The organism is Ravibacter arvi (assembly GCF_039540405.1).
GTDB classification, from domain to species: domain Bacteria; phylum Bacteroidota; class Bacteroidia; order Cytophagales; family Spirosomataceae; genus Ravibacter; species Ravibacter arvi.
This window is the reverse complement of sequence record NZ_BAABEY010000001.1, coordinates 114,702-133,024: the sequence shown is the minus strand read 5'-3', so window position 1 is coordinate 133,024 and position 18,323 is coordinate 114,702. Positions and strand designations below refer to the sequence as shown.

Here is an 18,323-nt window from a genome sequence, read left to right as displayed (position 1 = left end):
AAATCTGCGAACTGTGAGATAACTTAGCAAAAACAGTTTAACAATTGCTAGATATCTTTTCGATTCAGCGCATCAACAGCATGTTTTGCCGCACGGGCAGTAAATGCCATATAGGTGAGCGACGGGTTGACGCAGGATGACGAAGTCATAAAAGCACCGTCTGTCACATACACATTCTCACACCCCCAGACCTGGTTATTCTTATTGAGAACGGAAGTTTTGGGATCGTGTCCCATCCTTGCGGTTCCCATTTCATGTATACCGATCCCCGGGTTTTTGCTGAGATCATTATTTTTCTGGATATCCCTGATCCCGGCAGCCTCCAGCATTTCGGCGGCATCGTTCATCATGTCAATCCGCATTTTGAGCTCATTGTCGCCGTAAGCAGCGTCAAATACTACTTGCGGAAGCCCCCATTTGTCTTTTTTGTCGGCGGAGAGCGTCATACGGTTCTTTTCATTCGGCAACATTTCACCGAAGCCGCCGAGGTTCATCCGCCACGGGCCCGGCTGGCTCAGGCTGTCTTTAAAGGCGGCGCCAAATCCTTTTGTTCCCAGGCCTCTGGACCAGCCTGTGCGGGATCCGCCACCCTGGTACCCGAACCCCCGGATATAGTCCCTTTTGTCATTTCCCCAGTTGCGGTAGCGCGGAATATAAATACCGTTCGCCCGCCGGCCGAAATAGTACTGGTTTTCCATGCCGTCAAACGTACCTGAAGCGCCCGCCGCCAGATGGTGATCCATTATGTTGCGGCCCAGCTGGTCGCTGTCGTTCCCCAGACCGTTGGGGAAACGCCCGGATTTGGATTGCATCATAATGGACGTAGACGCAATGGCAGATGCATTCAGAAAAATTACCTTCGCGAAATATTCCCTGGTTTCTTTCGTGTTCTGGTCAATGATCCGGACACCGGTTGCCTTGCCCAGCTTTTCGTCAAATATCACTTCCGTAACGATAGCGTCGGTAACGAGTGTAAGGTTGCCTGTCTTCCGGGCCGCCGGCAGGGTAGCTGACTGCGTACTGAAATAAGCCCCATAAGGACAGCCCCGCATGCACATATTCCGGAATTGGCAAGATGCCCGTCCCAACGCGGTGTGGACGTCCTGCGCCTGGCTAAGGTTGGCGGTCCGGCCGATGATCATCTTCCTGCCGGGGAACTTCTTTTCAATCGACGCTTTAACCTCCTTCTCCAGGCAAGTCATGTCCATAGGCGGCAAAAACTGCCCGTCCGGCAGCACATCAAGATTTTCCTTTGAGCCGCTTATCCCGGCGAATCTTTCGACGTAATCGTACCAGGGAGCAATCTCGTTATAGCGGACCGGCCAGTCAATCGCAATCCCGTCCTTTGCGTTTGCTTCAAAATCGGCGGCAGAAAGACGGTAGCTCTGCCGTCCCCACAACAGCGACCGTCCGCCTACGTGGTAGGCCCTGATCCAGTCGAAGCCCCGGGTTTCGATATAAGGGTTCTCTTTGTCATTTTCAAACAGGTAGCGATGCTCCTCATTTGCCGTGTAGCCGGTTCTCACACCCGCCCAGTATTCTTCGCGCGCCTGGGTAGTCACACGACCGCGGTGTTCAAACTCCCACGGCGCTTTTGTAGCGGTTTCATAGCCGGTGACATGCTCTATATCCCTCCCCCGCTCGAGCATTACTACTTTAAGTCCTTTTTCTGTCAGCTCTTTTGCTGCCCAACCGCCGCTTATTCCTGATCCTACGACAATAGCATCGAAAGTGGCTTGTTTTTTGGCATTGATATTAAGATTCATAGGTATATAAGGTTTGAGCGATGAGTGGTGAGCCGTAGCGAAGCGCCAACGTTTACCGGAATGCCGGATATCCTAACCTACGCGGCTCGGCCTACGCGGCCCGGCCGATTTCCGATTTCCGACTTCCTATCGCTTATTATGAAATAACGATAACTACATCGCCCAGGCTTTCTGGCCCGGCTTAAGGTCGATGCAGCCTTCATAGCGACCGGGAACGCCTACATAATCAAGCGCCTTGGTTGCGCCGGCTTCGGAGGTAAAGTACCCGAGAAGCGTCAATTCCTTCATCAGCGAGAAGAAAGGGACACCCGGTTCATCAAAAGATTGTTGTGATTCTTTTGCCTGTTTTCGCTTTTGCGCAATCTCCTCATTGAATTTAAGGGCGGCGTCTTCGGCTTCTGTCAGTAGCTTTTCGCGCTCTGCGGCGGAAGCTTTCATAAAGCCCTTGCCGGAAAGTGACGCCAGTCCATCCAGGAAACTGTTCTGATCCTTCGGGTAATAGCAGTCTTTCAGCATTAATTGAATAAACTCCCCTACCTTAGCGTCTTTGGCTCCCGGCGTATCGGTTGCCGGCAGAATTGTCTCTGCAATTTCGGATACGAGGGTCAGCTGATCCGTGTCAAAGCCGGTAAACGGCTCGCTTACGGCTTTGCTTCCGGGCTTGCACCCTTCGAGGAATGCGATCATGGTCGGAGCTGAAACCACCCCTCCCATGAGGAGAGCAACCCGCTCCAGGGCGTCACGTCTGTTCATTTAGCACAAGGTATTGGTTAACAATAGTCACAAATTTACATGGGATTAGTACAAATGCAAATATTCAAAAATATAGGAGATTACACCCTCTTACGTCGGCATTATCATGACGTCCTACTATCTCGAAGGTACCGTTTTGCTCATCCTTGCGGCCGAGATCGGAGGTCTCGATAAACGCGCATGAATCCAGGTTGCCAAGATCGATCACATTCACCCCGCCGGTCTGCCCGTCGGTCCGGATCATCAGCGGATCGGTGATGTCCCTGATCAGAACGCGGAGTGACCGCGTTTCTTTAAACAGCCCTTCGCTAGGGGCATATGCCTGCGAAGTAAGTTCTGTCATACCGTACTCTGAGTGGATCGCAGCCAGCCCCAGCCGGCTTTTCAGCACAGAATGAACTTCAGACCGCAGCATCTCCCTCCTACGGCCTTTCATACCGCCGGTCTCCATCACCACAAGCGTATCCCGCCAGGATTCATCACCATCCGGCGCGTTCAGGCCATCTGCCCAGTCCAACAGCGCAAAGGTTACACCAATCAGTAAAACTTTCCGTCCGTCGCGACTTTCAGCAATCCCTGAAAGCCGTCGGTTGAGCAGACCAAAATCATTGAGAAAAAAACCGGAAAGAGAGGAACCGGAAAGTTCCATAAAATGCTTCACCATATAAACCAGGGAAGAGTTGTTTCTTTCGAGATAGGACGGCAGCAAAGCCAGAATATGATAGTTCTCCAGCTCCCCGTAATGATCTTCAAAAATCTGCCGGCTTAAGGTTTCATAAAGCACCGGGTCCCTTAGTAAATGACGGCTGGTTTCAGCCCCGGTAGTGCCGCTGCTTTCGAACACCTGTGCCGGCTGCTCCCATTGCCCGGTGACAATCTTATGTTTTTTAAAAAGCGATATCGGCAGAAACGGGATATCCGACAGCGATTTTATTTCCTGCGGGTTACAACCCAAATGGCCCAGGTATGATCTATAAACCAGATTATGTTCTGCCTGGAACCGGAACAACTTCAAGGCGAGCGTTTCAAAAGCACCCGGGGTAACGGCCGTTATTTCCCTACGGAGCTGCTCCCGGCATTGGTTAAAACATTCTGACTCCGGCATTCGTTTATAATATTTAGTCCCTGCTAATTCGCTGTAAGCCTTTATTCTCCCGCTTTTCGGGAAAACGGAAATTACACCGAATCCGCAACAATTCTTCTTCAAAAATCGTACTTTTGATAGATGTTCAAAAATAAACCTTTCCGTATGCGCACCTTTCGGACTCTTCTTTTTGCCACCGTTATCTTAATGGCTTGGGGTTGTGTGGATATGCCTAAGTATGATTTAACACCTGCGATCAAATTTGTGGGAATAGATAAGTATGATGCAAATGACTCGCTGGGCAATCAGATTACCAACGTAAGGATCACGCTTTCTTTTGAAGATGGAGACGGCGACTTGGGAGAATCTCTGAAAGACAACGCAGCGCGGGAAGATTACCTCAAAGAAAACGGAGGCTGGGGCAACTACCAGACGCAGGTGCTGAAGCTGGAGAAAGACAAGTGGGTGAATTATGATTTACCCCTTCTGAGCTTTCTTGTGTTCCCCGTCTTGAAAACCGATGGCACACGCGGACCGATACGCGGTAAACTCGACTACGACATCAGCTTCCCCAATAGCAGACAGGGAAAACTGGCCCCGCTAAAATTCCTCGTTAAAATACGCGACCGGGAGTTGCGGGAAAGCAATATTATCGAAACCGATTCCATTAGTGTTCCTATTTACGATGCGGAGCTATAGCTGCACCTATTTCGCCTGCACGTCGACCGCTTCATCCCGCATTCAGTATGAGAATTTTGGGTATCCCTGTACTTTTATATCTTGGCCTCTGCCTGTTTAATTGCTCCACTCACCCGGCTAAAACTTCTTCTGCCGGGACGGGGGAAAGCAAAACCAATCCGATTGCAACCGCTGCCGAGCAAACGGAGCTCTATATCGAGTACCTGAAAGATAAAAGGGTCGCCATTTTAGCAAATCCGACCAGCGTAATTGGGCAGACTCACCTGGTCGACAGCCTGGTTAAGCGCGGGATCAATATCGTGAAAGCCTTCGGCCCGGAGCATGGCTTCAGGGGAAATGCAAGTAACGGCGCCCATATCGCGGACGAACGGGATTCGGCCACCGGTATCGAAATTATTTCTCTTTACGGGAAGAAAAGAAAGCCTTCTGCCTCCGACCTGGAGAATGTCGATCTCGTCATTTTTGACATACAGGACGTGGGCTGCCGGTTCTACACTTATATCAACGTACTTCGCGATGTGATGGAAGCCTGCGCCGAACATGGTAAAGAGCTGATGATCCTCGACCGGCCCAACCCTAACGGTTACCTCGTAGACGGGCCCGTGCTTGACATGAAATTGAAATCCGGCATCGGACAGTTCCCGATCCCGATCGCGCATGGGATGACCATCGCCGAATTTGCGCAAATGATCAATGGAGAAGGCTGGCTCCCCGAAAAAAGAAAATGCGCGTTAAAAATTATCCGCGTTAAAAATTATAGTCACGACCTGGTCTACACCCTTCCGGTCAAACCTTCTCCCAACCTCAATACCCAGCAAAGTATTCTGCTGTACCCGTCAACCTGCTTGTTTGAAGGCACCCGTCTCAACCACGGTCGCGGAACACAGTTTCCGTTTACCATACTGGGTAGCCCCAAACTAAAAGGAGAATATGATTTTTCCTATACTCCTGTTTCTATCCCGGGAATGAGCGAATCACCGCTTTATATGAATAAACTGTGTTACGGCCTCGACCTGAGGAACTACCCGGTTGAAACCCTCCGGGAAAGCGGCAAAATCAACCTTGCCTGGATGATGGAGCTTTATAAAGCCTATCCGGATAAAGCGCTTTTTTTTGATCGCTCAGAAAGCGCACAAATAGGAAATATCGATTTCCTGGCCGGTGATGCCCGATTCAAAAATCAAATTGCCGCCGGCATGTCGGAAGAGGCCATCCGTGCTACGTGGGAACCCGGCCTGTCGGCCTACAAGGAAATGCGGAAACAGTATTTATTGTATCCGTAGGGAGGTCGGCAGTCAGAAATCGGAAATCGGCCGCGCTGAGGAAGCCCGTTTGTATCTGATTTCTGTTTTCCGATTTCTGTTTTCCGATTTCCGATTTCCGACTTCCGATTTCCGACTTCCGATTTCCGATTTCCCCCCTCACTTAATCAGTGTTGCGGGGAAATCTGAGAGTTTTTCACAACAGACCTGTTCCATTACCTGGTAGAGCTGTGCTTTGAACATGGAAATCGTATGGTCGCCGCCTTCGTCACCCAGTGCGCCTACGCCATACATAAACGGGCGGCCCATAAAAGTAAAATCGGCGCCGCAGGCCATTGATCTCCCGATATCCGGGCCGGACCGAAGCCCGCTGTCGATCATGATTTTCATTTTGCTGCCGAATTTTTCGGCCAACCCCTTCAGTGGTTTAATGGTAGATTCTCCCGCATCAATCTGCCGGCCGCCGTGGTTGGAAACGATAATTCCGTCCGCTCCTATTTCCACAACTTTTTCGGCATCTTCTTCGCTAACCACCCCTTTGATCACCAGCTTACCCTTCCAGAGATCGCGAATAGCCGCAATTTTATCGGCATCCACACGCCCGGTGAAAGTCGCGTTCATGAATTTTCCGAGCTGTTTAATATCAAGGTCACCGGTCATATACGGCTTCAGCGTCGCGAAGTTTGGAATTCCGTGCAAAAGTGTTTTGATCCCCCATTCCGGGCAAACCGCCGCCTGGATAAAATTATTGATCGTAATCTTGGGCGGCATAGACAACCCGGCTTTGATTTCCCGGTACCGTAGTCCGAAGGATGGAACGTCAACCAGAACAACCAGAACGTCATACTGGCTTTCCTTTAAGCGCCGCAGAATGTCGTCACGGAGCCGGTTTTCGGTCGGGTGGTACAGCTGGAACCAGGCATTCCCCTGGGCAAGCTCGGCTATCCGTTCGATACTGGCGGTAGACACGGTGCTAAGGATATACGGCACGTTGTGCTTAAGCGCTGCCCTGGCAAGTATCTCCGGTGCATTGGGCCAGATAAGCCCCTGCAACCCTATCGGTGAAATCCCGAACGGGGCATCATAGCGCTTTCCAAAAAGTTCAGCGGACATATCGACACCGTTGTGCTTCCGGAGGTAGTGCGGCATAAGGTGGACATCCTTGAAGTCAAATTCATTGCGCCAAAGGTTCAGTTCCTCGTTACAGCCGCCTTCAAGGTAGTCGAATGCAAACTTGGGTATGCGTTTTTTTGCCTTTCGTTTCAGATCGGCAACAGAAGGGTAGTTTGAATTGTATTTAAAAACCGGTTTACTCATCTGATCGTTAAGGATTTGTACGTAAAACGCTAAAATAATCTAATATTTGTGTCAGATCACAAAAACTCAATAGTTGCCAGGATCGGGTAATGACTGGAAGCCTCGGGAAACTCCCTTATCAGCTTATAGTTCCCCACTCTCACGCGTGTTTTTTCCTGGATAAAAATATAATCCATTCGCTCACCGGGAATTCCATCCACCCGGGTAGACAGCTGAGAACCGCGGGCAGCATCGAACCAGTTTTTCCGAAAAGAAAAATAGGGCTGTTCCGTAGGCTTCACCCCCATGTCCATGGCCAGCACTACCGGCTGTATACTTTCTCCGAGGAGCTGGTTAACGTAGGCGGACTGTAGCCCTCGGTCCAGTTGGGAAGCATAGTCAAGCTGCGCATTGCAAAACCTGAAAGTGAGCTTTTCGGATTCCCTGATGAGCCCGCAGAGCAACAACCTGGGATTGGACCCGGGGCGGCTCGGCAGCCCGATTTTTTGTGTTTTTTCAAAAGGCCAGACCGACATAAGCCCGATTCCCTGGCTGCCGCCCTCCGCCTGATCGGTTGCACCGTACACATAATACATATTGGTCTGAAGCGCAATCTGCCTCATATGATAGTGCAATTTACCCCCCAATGCCAGGCTATCTACCCCCTGTAACGCCACGACATGTGGTTTGTAGGTTTTTATGACCTGTATTACCGAACGGAGGTTCGATTCACCAAAATTATCCTCGCCGTGCCTGATATTGAAGCTGAGCACCCGGATGGTGATCACCTTATCTGCCGACGAGGCCGACATCCCGGCCAGACAGGTCAGGAGCAAAGCAAATTGTACTAACTTTTTCAAAATAGCGGATTCTTCACCGGCATACTATACCATACTTTCCTGCAAGTCGAAAATCTTGCTCATAAGCACCCATTTTTCATTCTCTTTTGCCACCGGGATAGCCTTCTGATACTTCCACATTAAAGCCTCCCACCGGTGTACAACGGGGTTGGCTGCATCCAGGGCATCTTTTCTTTCAAACGAAAACGTGTCATCTGTTTCCATTAGCATCACCAACCTGTTGCCTGCCCGCCAGATTTGCATTTGCGTAATGCCGGCGTCTGCGATGCTTTCCAGTATTTCCGGCCACACCTGCCGGTGTATTTCTTCGTATTCCGCTATAAGAGCAGGATCATCGTGAATATCAAGGGCAAAGAAATATCGGTTCATGACGGGTACAAATTTATAAGAATTGCATGATCCTACGGCCTGTCCTGCACCTTACATCCCCAAATGGCGTAGTAACCTACAAACAGGAAACAGGCGACAGGCACCAAAAGCGACACTTGCATATTGATTTTCGAAACATAGCCTGTCAGGGGAGCGATTATCGCGCCGCCAACAATGGCCATAATCACCAGGGAAGCCCCTAACTTCATCTGGCTTCCGAGCCCCCGGGTTGCCAGGGCAAAAATGGTGGGAAACATAATGGACATAAAGAAGTAAACGGCCATTATGGCAATCACAGCCGTAAGCCCCTCCGTAACCATTGCTACACCCAGCAGGGCAGCGGACATCCCTGCATAACAGGCAAGCAGGTCCTGGGAACGGTAGCGGCTCATCAGCCAGGTGCCGGCAAAACGGCCGATCATAAAAATAATGAGGGCGAAAGACGCATGGAAACTGGCAATCTGGACCGGCGACATTTCAGGGTTTCCACCCGTGATGCGCGCCATGGCTTCTCCAAAGCGGATGGCTATGCCCAGGTCCTGATCGGGGGAAAGCAACATTTTGTAATCTACAAAATAGCCCCAAAGCGCCGCCTGGGCGCCTACGTAGAAAAACTGTGCCAGCACCCCCAGCACGAGATGCGGTTTTCTGAGAAGAGCAGCTATCCCGCCGCCGGAACCGGAATCGCCGGCTGATACCGGCTCCGGCATTTTTGTAAAGGCAAACAGAACGGCCACCAGCACCACCACTCCGGCTATGGTCAGGTAAGGCGCCTGAACCGACAAAGCCTCGTGAACTCGTATCGCCTCAGCCTGCTCAAAAGGCATGGCCTGCAGGGCTTCGTTGGTATAGGCTTTTTCGGAAAAGATAAACAGGCCACCGATAAGCGGCCCCATAATAATACTTAACCCATTGAATGACTGGGCAAAGTTGATCCGGTTGGCGGCCTTTTCCGGCTCTCCGAGAATCGTTACATAGGGATTTGCGGCGGTTTCCAGGAACGCCAGCCCGCAAGCGATAGCGAAAAGAGCGAACAGGAAGAAACCATATGAGCGGAGCTCTGCGGCCGGGTAAAAGAGCAAAGCACCAATAGCATAGAGAATCAAACCCGCGAGAATCCCCTTTTTGAAACCCCTCTTTGCCATAAACATTCCGGCTGGCACCGCCATCAGAAAGTAACCGATGTAAAAGGCGGAATCCACAAATCCTGCCTGCCCGCGGTTCAGGTTAAGGGCGGTTTGAAAATGTTTGATCAGGGTACCGTTTAAAGAATTGGCCAGTCCCCACAAGAAGAAAAGGCTGGTTACGAGGGCCATCGCCAATCCGTAGTTCCCGGAAGACGATGAACGAGTTGGAGAAGAATGCGTTGGTGACGGTATCGAAGCCATGGTTAAGCGGGGTTTACAAACTGGAAAAAGCCGGATAAAGCGCTCATAATTTGACTAAAAGCAGCCAACGATACGTGTTCTCCTCTCCCGGCACGCAAAAAAACAGGGCGCACCGGCGCTCGGAAACCGGGGCTTACGTACCGGCGTTCTGCTGGTAAATGTTCTTCCAGGCGGTGGCCTTGTACTTCTCCCTGAGCTCGGGAATGCGCTCAAAAAGCTTTGGCATGACGCCTTCCTTATCGATCACAAACTCGGGCGGGTCTTTCTCAAAATTACGCTGAATGTGAATTACGCTTTCGAAACTGTCCAGGTTTTCAAAGTCATAGACAGACAGGCTCCAGTTGAGATAGGGTGTCGCCGCGAAATTGTTGAGGTATTCTCCCTCGTCTTCACCCAAAACCAGGATTTTCTTACCGTTGATGGTTTCCGGCAATAAAGCGGGTTTGGCGATCCGCCGGTCTATCCCATCGAACGGGATACCCGGAATAACATGGAATACGTCCTGGTACAAAACGGAAAGCGTGACCACGAAGTATGCCAGGAAAATAGCTTCGGCCCGGACCGCTTTCCTGATTCCCAGGAAAAACCAGCTCACAAAATACGCTATCGCAGGCAGAAAAACGATAAAATTCATGGGCACCAGGCTCTCCATAAATGGAATGGTAAGTGCCGAAACAATAAACCAGAAAGCCATGACCTGCTGAATCCTGGTCTGGTAATGGGTAAAACGGTTAAAGCCGAACAATTTCAAAAAACCGGCAACACCCAGTCCGACCGGAAAGGCGAAATAAACCAGGAAGGGTATAATTTCGGAGGCTTTAAGCCCGGGGATCTGGATAGCGGTTGCAATCAGGCTCCGGTTGAGGCTTTCCATGGCATTGTTCAGGAAAAAGACCAGCGCTACCATCAGTAGCGGGAACCCGGAACCGAACAAGCCGATCATATGGTGCCTGAACGTCGCTCCGGTATACAGGATCATCATCATGAACGCCCAGATATAGAACACGCACGACGGCAGGTAGAACAGCGTTGCCACACCAATATAAAGCCCGGCCTCAAAAATTTCATCGCTGACTTCCGGCCGGTCTATCATCTTCGCGATCACCCCTATCGCCAGCAGCAGGAAGCTGGTCGCCATGAGCATCGGCGACAAGGTGAACATGTCGTAAGAAAGGTTCAGTAAAACGGCATAAACAAGGCCGGGAATCGTCGATGCTTCCGGGAAGAAATCCCTGCTGGTGCATAAATAGTTGAAATAAAGCACCTGGAAAATACCGATCGCCAGCGCTATGACATGGTAAGCCACTACCGATCGCCCGAAAAGAACATCGATCCCCCAATACACCATCCCGGACAAAATACTGATATTCTCCCAGATGTCGCGGTAAAGCATAAACCCTTTGCTCAACTGCTCACCGGTAAGCATCCAGCCCAGCTCGGAAATCAACAGCGGACTGCCCGACCAATAGATAGGAAGCCGGATCGCCAGGAAAAAAAATACCAGCAGCAGTACCTGGAAAATTTTTGTATTTCTGAAAAGGAGCAGCAAGCGGCAGTAGTCTGTTAAGTGCTATGTTATCGCGAAAATACGCCCGGCTTCGCAACATTAACAAAATAAGTACGGATATTTGCGCGGACAATCGCCTCAAAGCCCGCTTCTGATTTTGAACGGGCGTGACCGGAGCGGTCCGGGACGGGGAATAACTTCAAACCCGGCGGGGACAAGGGTCACCGTGAGACGATAATTTGGCAGAAAAATGGAATCGAAAAGACAGCAAAAGGTAGGGCGGCAGATACAAAAAGATCTTGGCGACATGTTTCAGAAAGAAGCAGCGCATCTCCTGGATTCATCATTAGTCACGGTCACTGGGGTAAAGGTTTCCCCGGATTTGAGCATCGCCCGGGCCTATGTCAGCATTCTCCCCGACAACAAAAAACAGTCGGTACTGGAATCGCTGAAAGAAAACAGCAAGTTCTTGCGCCAGAAGCTCGGTGTGCGGGTACGCCACCAGCTGCGTATCGTGCCTGAGATACACCTGTACCTGGACGATACGCTGGAATACGTGGAAAAAATGGACAAACTTTTTTCGGGACTTGTCATCCCGCCGCCCGGTGATGACGGCACCGAGGGCGACTACAAACTATAGCTTTTGAATTTCCCCGGCAAATGAACCTCTCCGCCCGGATTGCCCTTCGATATTTTCTCTCTCACCGGAAGAGGAGCTTCATCAGTATTATTGCGCTGATTGCCATGGTAGGCATCGGGGTGGGCACAATGGCGATGGTCGTAGTCCTGTCGGTTTTCAACGGCATGGAAGCCTTGAACCGGGAGATCTTCAAGTCCTTTGACCCGGATATCCGGATTGTTCCGGCGGAGGGGCGCCGTTTTACCGTTACCGACTCCATGCTTGCGGCAATCAACCGGACTGAGGGCGTTCAATTCGTGACTCAGGTAATTGAAGACAACGCCCTGGCTTCTTACGATGATCAGCAAATACTCATTCGCCTGAAAGGGGTGGACAGCACCTTCCGGGACCGCCACCAAATGGACACCACCTTACTGGAAGGCTCGCTTAACCTGAACGGTCCGAACGGCACCAGGTTTGCTCTGATTTCTGAAGGCGTCCGGAATGCCCTGGCGGTTTCCCTTCGGGACACCTTCATTCCCTTTGCCCTTTGGTATCCGAAAACTGACCGGAAAACCATTAATTTCAACAATGCGGATGCCTTCAACCAGGTAACCGTAATGCCCGGCGGCACTTTCTTTGTGGAAAGCCGTTATGATGATATCGTGTTTGTACCCTTGTCCGTAACCCAATCGCTTATGGGACTGGACCGGGAACGTTCGGCACTTGAGATACAACTCACCGCCGACGCCAGTGAAAGCCGTGTACAAAAGCAATTGAGGTCCGTGTTGGGCAAAGATTTCGTTGTACTTAACCGGGACGAGCAAAATGCCGATTTGCTGCGGGCGGTTAAAGTTGAAAAGCTTTTCGCAACAGTCACTCTGTCGCTGATCATCCTGGTAGCGGCGATCAATATTTTCTTCTCACTCAGCATGTTAACGCTCGAAAAGAAAGGCGACACAGCTATTCTCTTTGCCATGGGTGCGAAGCCGGCGTTAATCAGGAGAATATTTGTGTCGGTTGGCAATATCGTCGCATTTGCAGGCGCAGGCATAGGGTTGATAACCGGCATCCTGATCTGCTGGGTGCAAAAGGAATACGGACTCGTGTCTATGGGCATGAAAACCGCACTGGTTGACGCTTACCCGGTGGAGCTGCAGTGGGGCGATGTATTAATTACCGCTGTTGTCATTATTATTATTACCATTGTCGTTTCGTTTTTGCCGGCCGCCAGGGCAGCCCGGCAAAAAACGTTTGGACAGGGGTGAGGTATGAGGCGTGAGTTGTGAGCTTTGAGCTCATCTCTCACCCCTCAAACCTCACCCCTCAAACCCCACTCCCTAAAAATGCAGGTTTCAAGACCGGCCCGGCTATTGTGTGCGGCCCTTCTTTTCTTTTTTTCAAACGGCAACCTTCTTGGTTTCCAGCTCGCCGGCGATACGCTCCGGCGGCGTAATCCGGGTTTCGTATCACCGGATGGCAGGTATCGCCCGGAGGCCACCAAAACTACCGATCTGATCCACACGAGCCTTCTGCTGGCCTTCGACTGGAAAAACCAGGCAGTAACCGGCCAGGCGGTTTTGTCCCTCAAGCCTCATTTTTACCCGCTTGATTCGATCTTACTGGATGCGCGCGGGTTTCAGATCGAAGCTGTCAAACTTGTTGAAAAGCACCCGGCAACGTCAAAAGATTTTGAAAAATTACCGGGAAAAGACCTCGTCTACCAATACAACGGCGTTCAACTGAAGATCGCATTACCCGCCACTTTTCATCGCCGGGACACGGCCTTTGTGTCCATCCGGTACATCGCCCGGCCGAAACAGGCAACAGAGCTGACCTTCGACAGTCTTCCGGTGGAACGCGGACTTTATTTTATCAACCCCGACGGTACGGATCCCTATAAACCCCGTCAGTTATGGACTCAGGGAGAGACTACAGGCGGATCGTCGTGGTTCCCGACCATTGAAGCGCCCAACGAAAAAATAACGCAGGATTTCTTTCTGAGAGTGGAATCCAACCAGGTGTCTGTCTCCAACGGGGCGCTGATCGGGCAGGAAACCCATCCGGACGGCACCAGAACCGACCATTGGCGGCAATCGCTTCCCCACGCTCCCTATCTGGCTGCAGTTGTTGTCGGGAATTTTTCCAAAACAACTGTCAAAACCAATTCCGGCATAGAGGTGGACTACTATGTAGACCCGGCTTATACCAATGAAGCAACCGCCATATTCGGCCGGACGCCGGAAATGATTGAATTTTTTTCAAAACTATTTGATACGCCATTCCCCTGGCAAAAATATGCCCAGGTGGTGGTCCGTGACTTTGTTGCAGGCGCCATGGAGAACACTACGGTCACGGTTATGCAGGAAGAAACTCAGATGAGCCGGCGAGAGCTGCTGGATGGCAATTCCGACGCGCTGATTGCGCATGAACTCGTTCACCACTGGTTTGGCAACCTGGTTACCTGCGAGGAGTGGGGCCAGCTGCCTCTGAACGAGTCTTTCGCCAATTATGCCGAGTACCTTTGGGAGGAACACAAAAACGGAACGGCAGCAGCAGAATGGTCAGGGCACCTGGAGTTACTCGACTACCTGGCCGAATCCAAAACCAAAAATGTAGATCTGATCCGCTATTTCTACAAAAATCCTGACCAGATGTTTGACAGCCACTCTTATGCGAAGGGCGGACGAGTGTTGCACATGCTTCGTAAACACGTAGGAGACGAGGCTTTTTTTCAATCTCTGGCGTTGTACCTGAAAAAATACCGCTTCGGGACAACCGAGCTGGCCAATTTGCGGATGACTTTCGAGGAAATCACGGGCGAAGATCTTAACTGGTTTTTCGACCAGTGGTTTTTGAGACCGGGGCATCCCGAACTGGTCGTGTCGCACAGCTATCTGCCTGCACCGGGAAAATTGGTTTTGCGGGTGCGGCAGGATCAGGCCAAAGCAGGCAGCCTGCCGTACCGGCTGCCACTCCTGGTCAGCTTTTGGGTCGATGGGAAAAAAACAACCCAAAGCATTCTGCTGGACCGGGCAGAACAGGAATTTACTTTCCCGCTGGAAAAAAAACCGGACCTTGTTTTGTTCGACAGCGACAGCCGGCTCCTTGGCATTGTCAGACACGACAAGTCAAAAGAAGAGTGGGAATACCAGCTTGCGCACTCGTCCGACTTCCTGCCCCGGTACGACGCGGTGAAACATTTGGGTGAAGCCGCTAAAGAAACGTCCACCGAAGCCAGCCTGGCAAAAGCCCTGGATGACCCGTTCTGGAAAATACGGCAGGAGGCGCTGTTTCAATTTTCGGGCAGGGAAAAACCCCGGAACTCTGCGGTTGAAACGCAGGTAAAAAATTTGGTGGCGCGTGACAGCCATCCTAAGGTAAGAGCTGAAGCCCTGCTTTTGCTGGAAACCTGGGGCGGGGAAAAGTACAAAAAGGAAATTGCAAAGGCACTTGACGACAGCTCTTATGCGGTGGTCGCCACCGCCATCGGATGCTTTGCAAAAGTGAACCCCAAGGGCATGGGCGCAGTACTTCAGCGGTTCCAACACCTGATCAATGAACCGGTGGCGGCCGCGATAGGCGATTATTGGGGGGACCATCCTTCTTCTGCGCATCTTGACTGGTTTATTGAAACCCTGCAACGACTCTCGCCCACCGGAAGCTATACGCTCCTCCAGGCATTCGGGAAATACCTGATCAGGACCGACGCGGCCAGCCAGAAAAAAGGCATCAGTTTCCTGGAGCAAATGGCCCGAAAGAGCGCAAGTATATCCGTCCGCTACGGTGCGTACCAGCTTATCAGTTGGTTCAGCGACCAGCCGGGCGTCGAAACGCTGCTCAAAAGCATCCGTGACCAGGAAAAAGACTACAAACTACTTGAGCTGTACGACGGGTTGGTCGGCAAATAACTTAGTTCGTTTTTCTCAACATTTATAAGCAAGCTGCGCAGAAATACGCTAACTTTGCACGATTTTGATCCAGTTGATTTTTAAAGTAAAATTAAATACACAATACCTATGTCATCCAGTGCCGTAGCCAGTCAACCACTGGCCGATCGTATTAACGCTCTCGAAGAATCTTCCACCCTCGCGATGACCAAAAAGGCTCGTGAACTTGCTGCTCAAGGGCACAAAGTGATCAGCCTGAGCGTTGGAGAACCGGATTTCAAGACCCCGGAACATATCTGCGAGGCCGCCAAGAAGGCTATTGACGAAGGCTTCCATGGCTATTCGCCCGTTGCCGGCTACCCCGATCTGCGTAAGGCCATTGCGGACAAATTGCTCCGCGACAACCAAATCGACTGGAAGCCCGAGAATATAGTTGTTTCTACCGGGGCCAAACATTCATTGGCCAATACGATCCAGGTACTGGTCAATCCGGGTGATGAAGTGGTCATCCTGGCGCCTTACTGGGTGAGCTACTCCGAAATGGTGAAGCTTGCAGAAGGCACTTCGGTCATTGTGGACGGCGCTTTCGAAAACAATTTCAAGGTTACGCCCGAACAATTGGAAGCCGCTATCACACCGCGAACCAAGGTGGTGATGTACGCTTCTCCGAATAACCCAACCGGTTCGGTATACTCGCGGGCAGAACTTGAAGCGTTGGCTGCCGTAATTGAAAAACACAATAGTATTTATGTGATCGCTGATGAAATCTACGAATATATCAATTTCACGGACGAGGGGCATTTCAGCATGGGCTCTATTCCTGCACTGAAGAACCGTGTGGTAACGGTAAACGGTGTTGCGAAGGGCTATGCCATGACCGGCTGGCGGATCGGCTTTATTGCGGCCGACAAATGGATCGCCGACGGCGTGGAAAAATTACAGGGCCAAGTTACCTCAGGCACCAACTCTATCGCCCAGAAAGCAGCAGTTGCCGCCTACAACGGGCCGCTCGACGCTTCTAAAAATATGACCGCCGCCTACAGGAGACGCAGGGATCTCGTAGTAGGATTGCTCAAGGAAATCCCGGGTTTTAAAGTCAATACGCCGGACGGTGCATTTTACGCATTTCCCGACGTGAGCGCCTACTACGGGAAATCAGACGGCAAGACCGCTATTAATAACTCCGACGACTTTTCGCTTTGGCTGCTTAACACCGCATATGTTTCGACAGTAGCCGGTTCAGGCTTCGGTGCCCCCAATTGCATCCGGATCTCCACCGCCGCCTCCGACGAGCAACTGACCGAAGCAGTCCGCAGGATTAAGGAAGCGGTAGCGACGCTGAGGTAGAAGAGGGGAAATCAGAAATCAGAGATCGGAGATCGGAGATCGGAAATTGGAAATCAGCCGCGCGTAGGACCGTTTGCTTAATATGGGCCGATTTCTGATCTCCGATTTCCGATCTCTTACTGCTTCAAATGCACCGGCCAGATTTCTACCCGGCGGTTCATGGATCGCGCCTGTTCGTTGGTGTTTGAGTTAGCGGGGCGTACGGGTCCGTACCCCTGGGTGATGATCCTGGAGGGGGAAATGTTACGGCTTTCCAGCTCTTTTTTAAGGACATTGACCCGGTTCCACGACAGTTCCACATTCTTGTCAAAGTCTCCGACATTGTCGGTGTGACCGTCCAGTTTGACGCCTAAGTCGGGGCGTTCCTTAAGAAAATCGATTACCCGCTCCAGGCCGGCATTTATGTCCGAGGTAAAATCCTCTTTTCCCTGCTCAAAGCCGAAAACCGCAAGCGGGCGGGTAAATATTTCTTCCTCCAGCCGGATATTTTCGCGCAACGTACCTGAAACCGAGACGGGTGGAATCTGGATTCCTTTCGGCTTATAACCTTTCGCATACACATCAAGGGTATAGGGCGTATCAGGCCGTACAAGGAGCTTATAGTCCCCCGCAGCAATTTTATTAACGGATACCAGCGAATCTCCCTCTTTTTTGAGACGCAATTCGGCACCGCTAACGGGCTGCAGGCTCCCCGAATCGTAAATTCTTCCGGTAATGGCCACATCGTCCGGGTAATCGGCAATGACAATCTCGCTCTCATCCGGCACCGGCTTGCTCACCGAAATATTTCTCCAAAGGTCACGATAGCGCCGGCGAACAAAAACCGGGTCTACCACTTCGTCATACACCCTGATGTAGGCAACAGCGCCTTCACTCGCTTCATGGTTGACGACCAGGTCGTCCTGGAAAAAATTGAGCACCTGGCTTTTTCCCAGGACCGCGTTTTTTGCTTTATCCGGAAATTGCAGCTTAAGTTCCCCGTCGACGTAAATCTGGATAATATCCCTTTTATGATCCCTTGTAAAAATGTAGTGGGTATACTTTTCTGCCCGGACCGCTGCATTTTCCCCTACGGCGAAATTGAAGAAATTGACTTTCCCGTCGAGCATATAGCAGCCGTTGTCGGTTGTACGGTTTTTAAAATCCAACACACGCCGCCAGTTGTCGAGATTCCTGAACATAAAAAAAATCTCAACACTATAGGATTTATCCAGGAACCCTTTCGCCAGGTTGTTGTCAAATGACAGTCCTGAATTGGCCTGAAAATGATAGGCCAACTTAACATTCCCTTTCAGCTCTTTGATGGGAGCATCTTTGATTTCGCCTTTCTGTCCGAGTATTTTCAGTGCTGGCCCGCCGTTCTCTACCGAATTAAAGCCATTGCTGAAATCATAGGTGTACCTAAGCTGGGCGGAAGCCGGATGTGCTCCCAAAAGAAGAATAGTGCAAATACTCCACAAAATGCGGTTCATGGCTTTAAAAT

At 51.0% G+C, this 18,323-nt stretch carries 15 protein-coding genes; 6 read left to right on the top strand and 9 right to left on the bottom strand.

Going from position 1 to position 18,323, the window contains the following annotated elements; genetic code table 11:
* Positions 1-47: 47 nt before the first annotated feature.
* From ABD852_RS00535 to ABD852_RS00525, 3 genes are all read right to left on the bottom strand, one after another.
* A complete protein-coding gene (locus tag ABD852_RS00535) occupies positions 48-1,766 on the bottom strand; it encodes an FAD-dependent oxidoreductase (RefSeq protein WP_345026032.1) in 1,719 nt (572 codons plus the stop codon).
* A 153-nt stretch (positions 1,767-1,919) separates the two neighbouring features.
* A complete protein-coding gene (locus ABD852_RS00530) occupies positions 1,920-2,519 on the bottom strand; it encodes a gluconate 2-dehydrogenase subunit 3 family protein (protein WP_345026031.1) in 600 nt (199 codons plus the stop codon).
* 64 nt (positions 2,520-2,583) lie between these two features.
* Positions 2,584-3,624, bottom strand: coding sequence for a LuxE/PaaK family acyltransferase (locus tag ABD852_RS00525; protein ID WP_345026030.1), 1,041 nt, complete (start codon positions 3,622-3,624; stop codon positions 2,584-2,586).
* A 243-nt stretch (positions 3,625-3,867) separates the two neighbouring features.
* Between ABD852_RS00525 and ABD852_RS00520 the strand changes: the two genes are divergently transcribed.
* Together ABD852_RS00520 and ABD852_RS00515 are read left to right on the top strand one after the other, a co-directional pair.
* On the top strand, positions 3,868-4,302 hold the full coding sequence (locus ABD852_RS00520) for a hypothetical protein (protein WP_345026029.1): 435 nt from the start codon (positions 3,868-3,870) through the stop codon (positions 4,300-4,302).
* A 47-nt stretch (positions 4,303-4,349) separates the two neighbouring features.
* On the top strand, positions 4,350-5,585 hold the full coding sequence (locus ABD852_RS00515; RefSeq protein ID WP_345026028.1) for an exo-beta-N-acetylmuramidase NamZ family protein: 1,236 nt from the start codon (positions 4,350-4,352) through the stop codon (positions 5,583-5,585).
* Positions 5,586-5,723: 138 nt separating this feature from the next.
* Here the strand turns inward: ABD852_RS00515 and ABD852_RS00510 are convergent, their stop codons facing one another.
* The 5 genes from ABD852_RS00510 to ABD852_RS00490 all read right to left on the bottom strand — a co-directional run bounded on the left by ABD852_RS00510 (position 5,724) and on the right by ABD852_RS00490 (position 11,026).
* A complete protein-coding gene (locus tag ABD852_RS00510; protein ID WP_345026027.1) occupies positions 5,724-6,881 on the bottom strand; it encodes an alpha-hydroxy acid oxidase in 1,158 nt (385 codons plus the stop codon).
* A 56-nt stretch (positions 6,882-6,937) separates the two neighbouring features.
* On the bottom strand, positions 6,938-7,720 hold the full coding sequence (locus tag ABD852_RS00505; RefSeq protein ID WP_345026026.1) for an endonuclease/exonuclease/phosphatase family protein: 783 nt from the start codon (positions 7,718-7,720) through the stop codon (positions 6,938-6,940).
* Positions 7,721-7,744: 24 nt separating this feature from the next.
* Complete coding sequence (locus tag ABD852_RS00500) at positions 7,745-8,089, bottom strand: L-rhamnose mutarotase (RefSeq protein WP_345026025.1); 345 nt, start codon at positions 8,087-8,089, stop codon at positions 7,745-7,747.
* Between the two features lie 32 nt (positions 8,090-8,121).
* Positions 8,122-9,477 (bottom strand): L-fucose:H+ symporter permease, encoded by a 1,356-nt coding sequence (gene fucP, locus ABD852_RS00495; protein WP_345026024.1) that lies wholly within the window; start codon positions 9,475-9,477, stop codon positions 8,122-8,124.
* Between the two features lie 133 nt (positions 9,478-9,610).
* Positions 9,611-11,026, bottom strand: a complete 1,416-nt coding sequence (locus ABD852_RS00490) for a hypothetical protein (RefSeq protein WP_345026023.1) — start codon at positions 11,024-11,026, stop codon at positions 9,611-9,613.
* 208 nt (positions 11,027-11,234) lie between these two features.
* On the opposite strand from ABD852_RS00490, the gene rbfA reads away from it, so the two are divergent.
* The 4 genes from rbfA to ABD852_RS00470 all read left to right on the top strand — a co-directional run bounded on the left by rbfA (position 11,235) and on the right by ABD852_RS00470 (position 16,840).
* Positions 11,235-11,624, top strand: a complete 390-nt coding sequence (gene rbfA, locus ABD852_RS00485; RefSeq protein WP_345026022.1) for a 30S ribosome-binding factor RbfA — start codon at positions 11,235-11,237, stop codon at positions 11,622-11,624.
* 20 nt (positions 11,625-11,644) lie between these two features.
* Positions 11,645-12,871, top strand: coding sequence for an ABC transporter permease (locus tag ABD852_RS00480; protein WP_345026021.1), 1,227 nt, complete (start codon positions 11,645-11,647; stop codon positions 12,869-12,871).
* 78 nt (positions 12,872-12,949) lie between these two features.
* Positions 12,950-15,514 carry a M1 family aminopeptidase gene (locus tag ABD852_RS00475; protein WP_345026020.1) on the top strand — a complete coding sequence of 855 codons (2,565 nt, stop codon included), beginning with the start codon at positions 12,950-12,952 and terminating at the stop codon, positions 15,512-15,514.
* Positions 15,515-15,622: 108 nt separating this feature from the next.
* On the top strand, positions 15,623-16,840 hold the full coding sequence (locus tag ABD852_RS00470) for a pyridoxal phosphate-dependent aminotransferase (protein ID WP_345026019.1): 1,218 nt from the start codon (positions 15,623-15,625) through the stop codon (positions 16,838-16,840).
* 116 nt (positions 16,841-16,956) lie between these two features.
* Here ABD852_RS00470 and ABD852_RS00465 read toward each other — a convergent pair whose 3' ends face one another.
* Entirely contained in the window at positions 16,957-18,312 is a 1,356-nt protein-coding gene (locus ABD852_RS00465) for an OmpA family protein (protein ID WP_345026018.1), read from the bottom strand.
* Positions 18,313-18,323 lie beyond the last annotated feature (11 nt).

Coding starts and splice junctions, on each gene's coding strand:
- ABD852_RS00535 (WP_345026032.1), bottom strand. CDS start 1,766: ATGAATCTTAATATCAATGCCAAAAAACAAGCCACTTTCGATGCTATT.
- ABD852_RS00530 (WP_345026031.1), bottom strand. CDS start 2,519: ATGAACAGACGTGACGCCCTGGAGCGGGTTGCTCTCCTCATGGGAGGG.
- ABD852_RS00525 (WP_345026030.1), bottom strand. CDS start 3,624: ATGCCGGAGTCAGAATGTTTTAACCAATGCCGGGAGCAGCTCCGTAGG.
- ABD852_RS00515 (WP_345026028.1), top strand. CDS start 4,350: ATGAGAATTTTGGGTATCCCTGTACTTTTATATCTTGGCCTCTGCCTG.
- ABD852_RS00510 (WP_345026027.1), bottom strand. CDS start 6,881: ATGAGTAAACCGGTTTTTAAATACAATTCAAACTACCCTTCTGTTGCC.
- ABD852_RS00500 (WP_345026025.1), bottom strand. CDS start 8,089: ATGAACCGATATTTCTTTGCCCTTGATATTCACGATGATCCTGCTCTT.
- fucP (WP_345026024.1), bottom strand. CDS start 9,477: ATGGCTTCGATACCGTCACCAACGCATTCTTCTCCAACTCGTTCATCG.
- rbfA (WP_345026022.1), top strand. CDS start 11,235: ATGGAATCGAAAAGACAGCAAAAGGTAGGGCGGCAGATACAAAAAGAT.
- ABD852_RS00480 (WP_345026021.1), top strand. CDS start 11,645: ATGAACCTCTCCGCCCGGATTGCCCTTCGATATTTTCTCTCTCACCGG.
- ABD852_RS00475 (WP_345026020.1), top strand. CDS start 12,950: ATGCAGGTTTCAAGACCGGCCCGGCTATTGTGTGCGGCCCTTCTTTTC.
- ABD852_RS00470 (WP_345026019.1), top strand. CDS start 15,623: ATGTCATCCAGTGCCGTAGCCAGTCAACCACTGGCCGATCGTATTAAC.
- ABD852_RS00465 (WP_345026018.1), bottom strand. CDS start 18,312: ATGAACCGCATTTTGTGGAGTATTTGCACTATTCTTCTTTTGGGAGCA.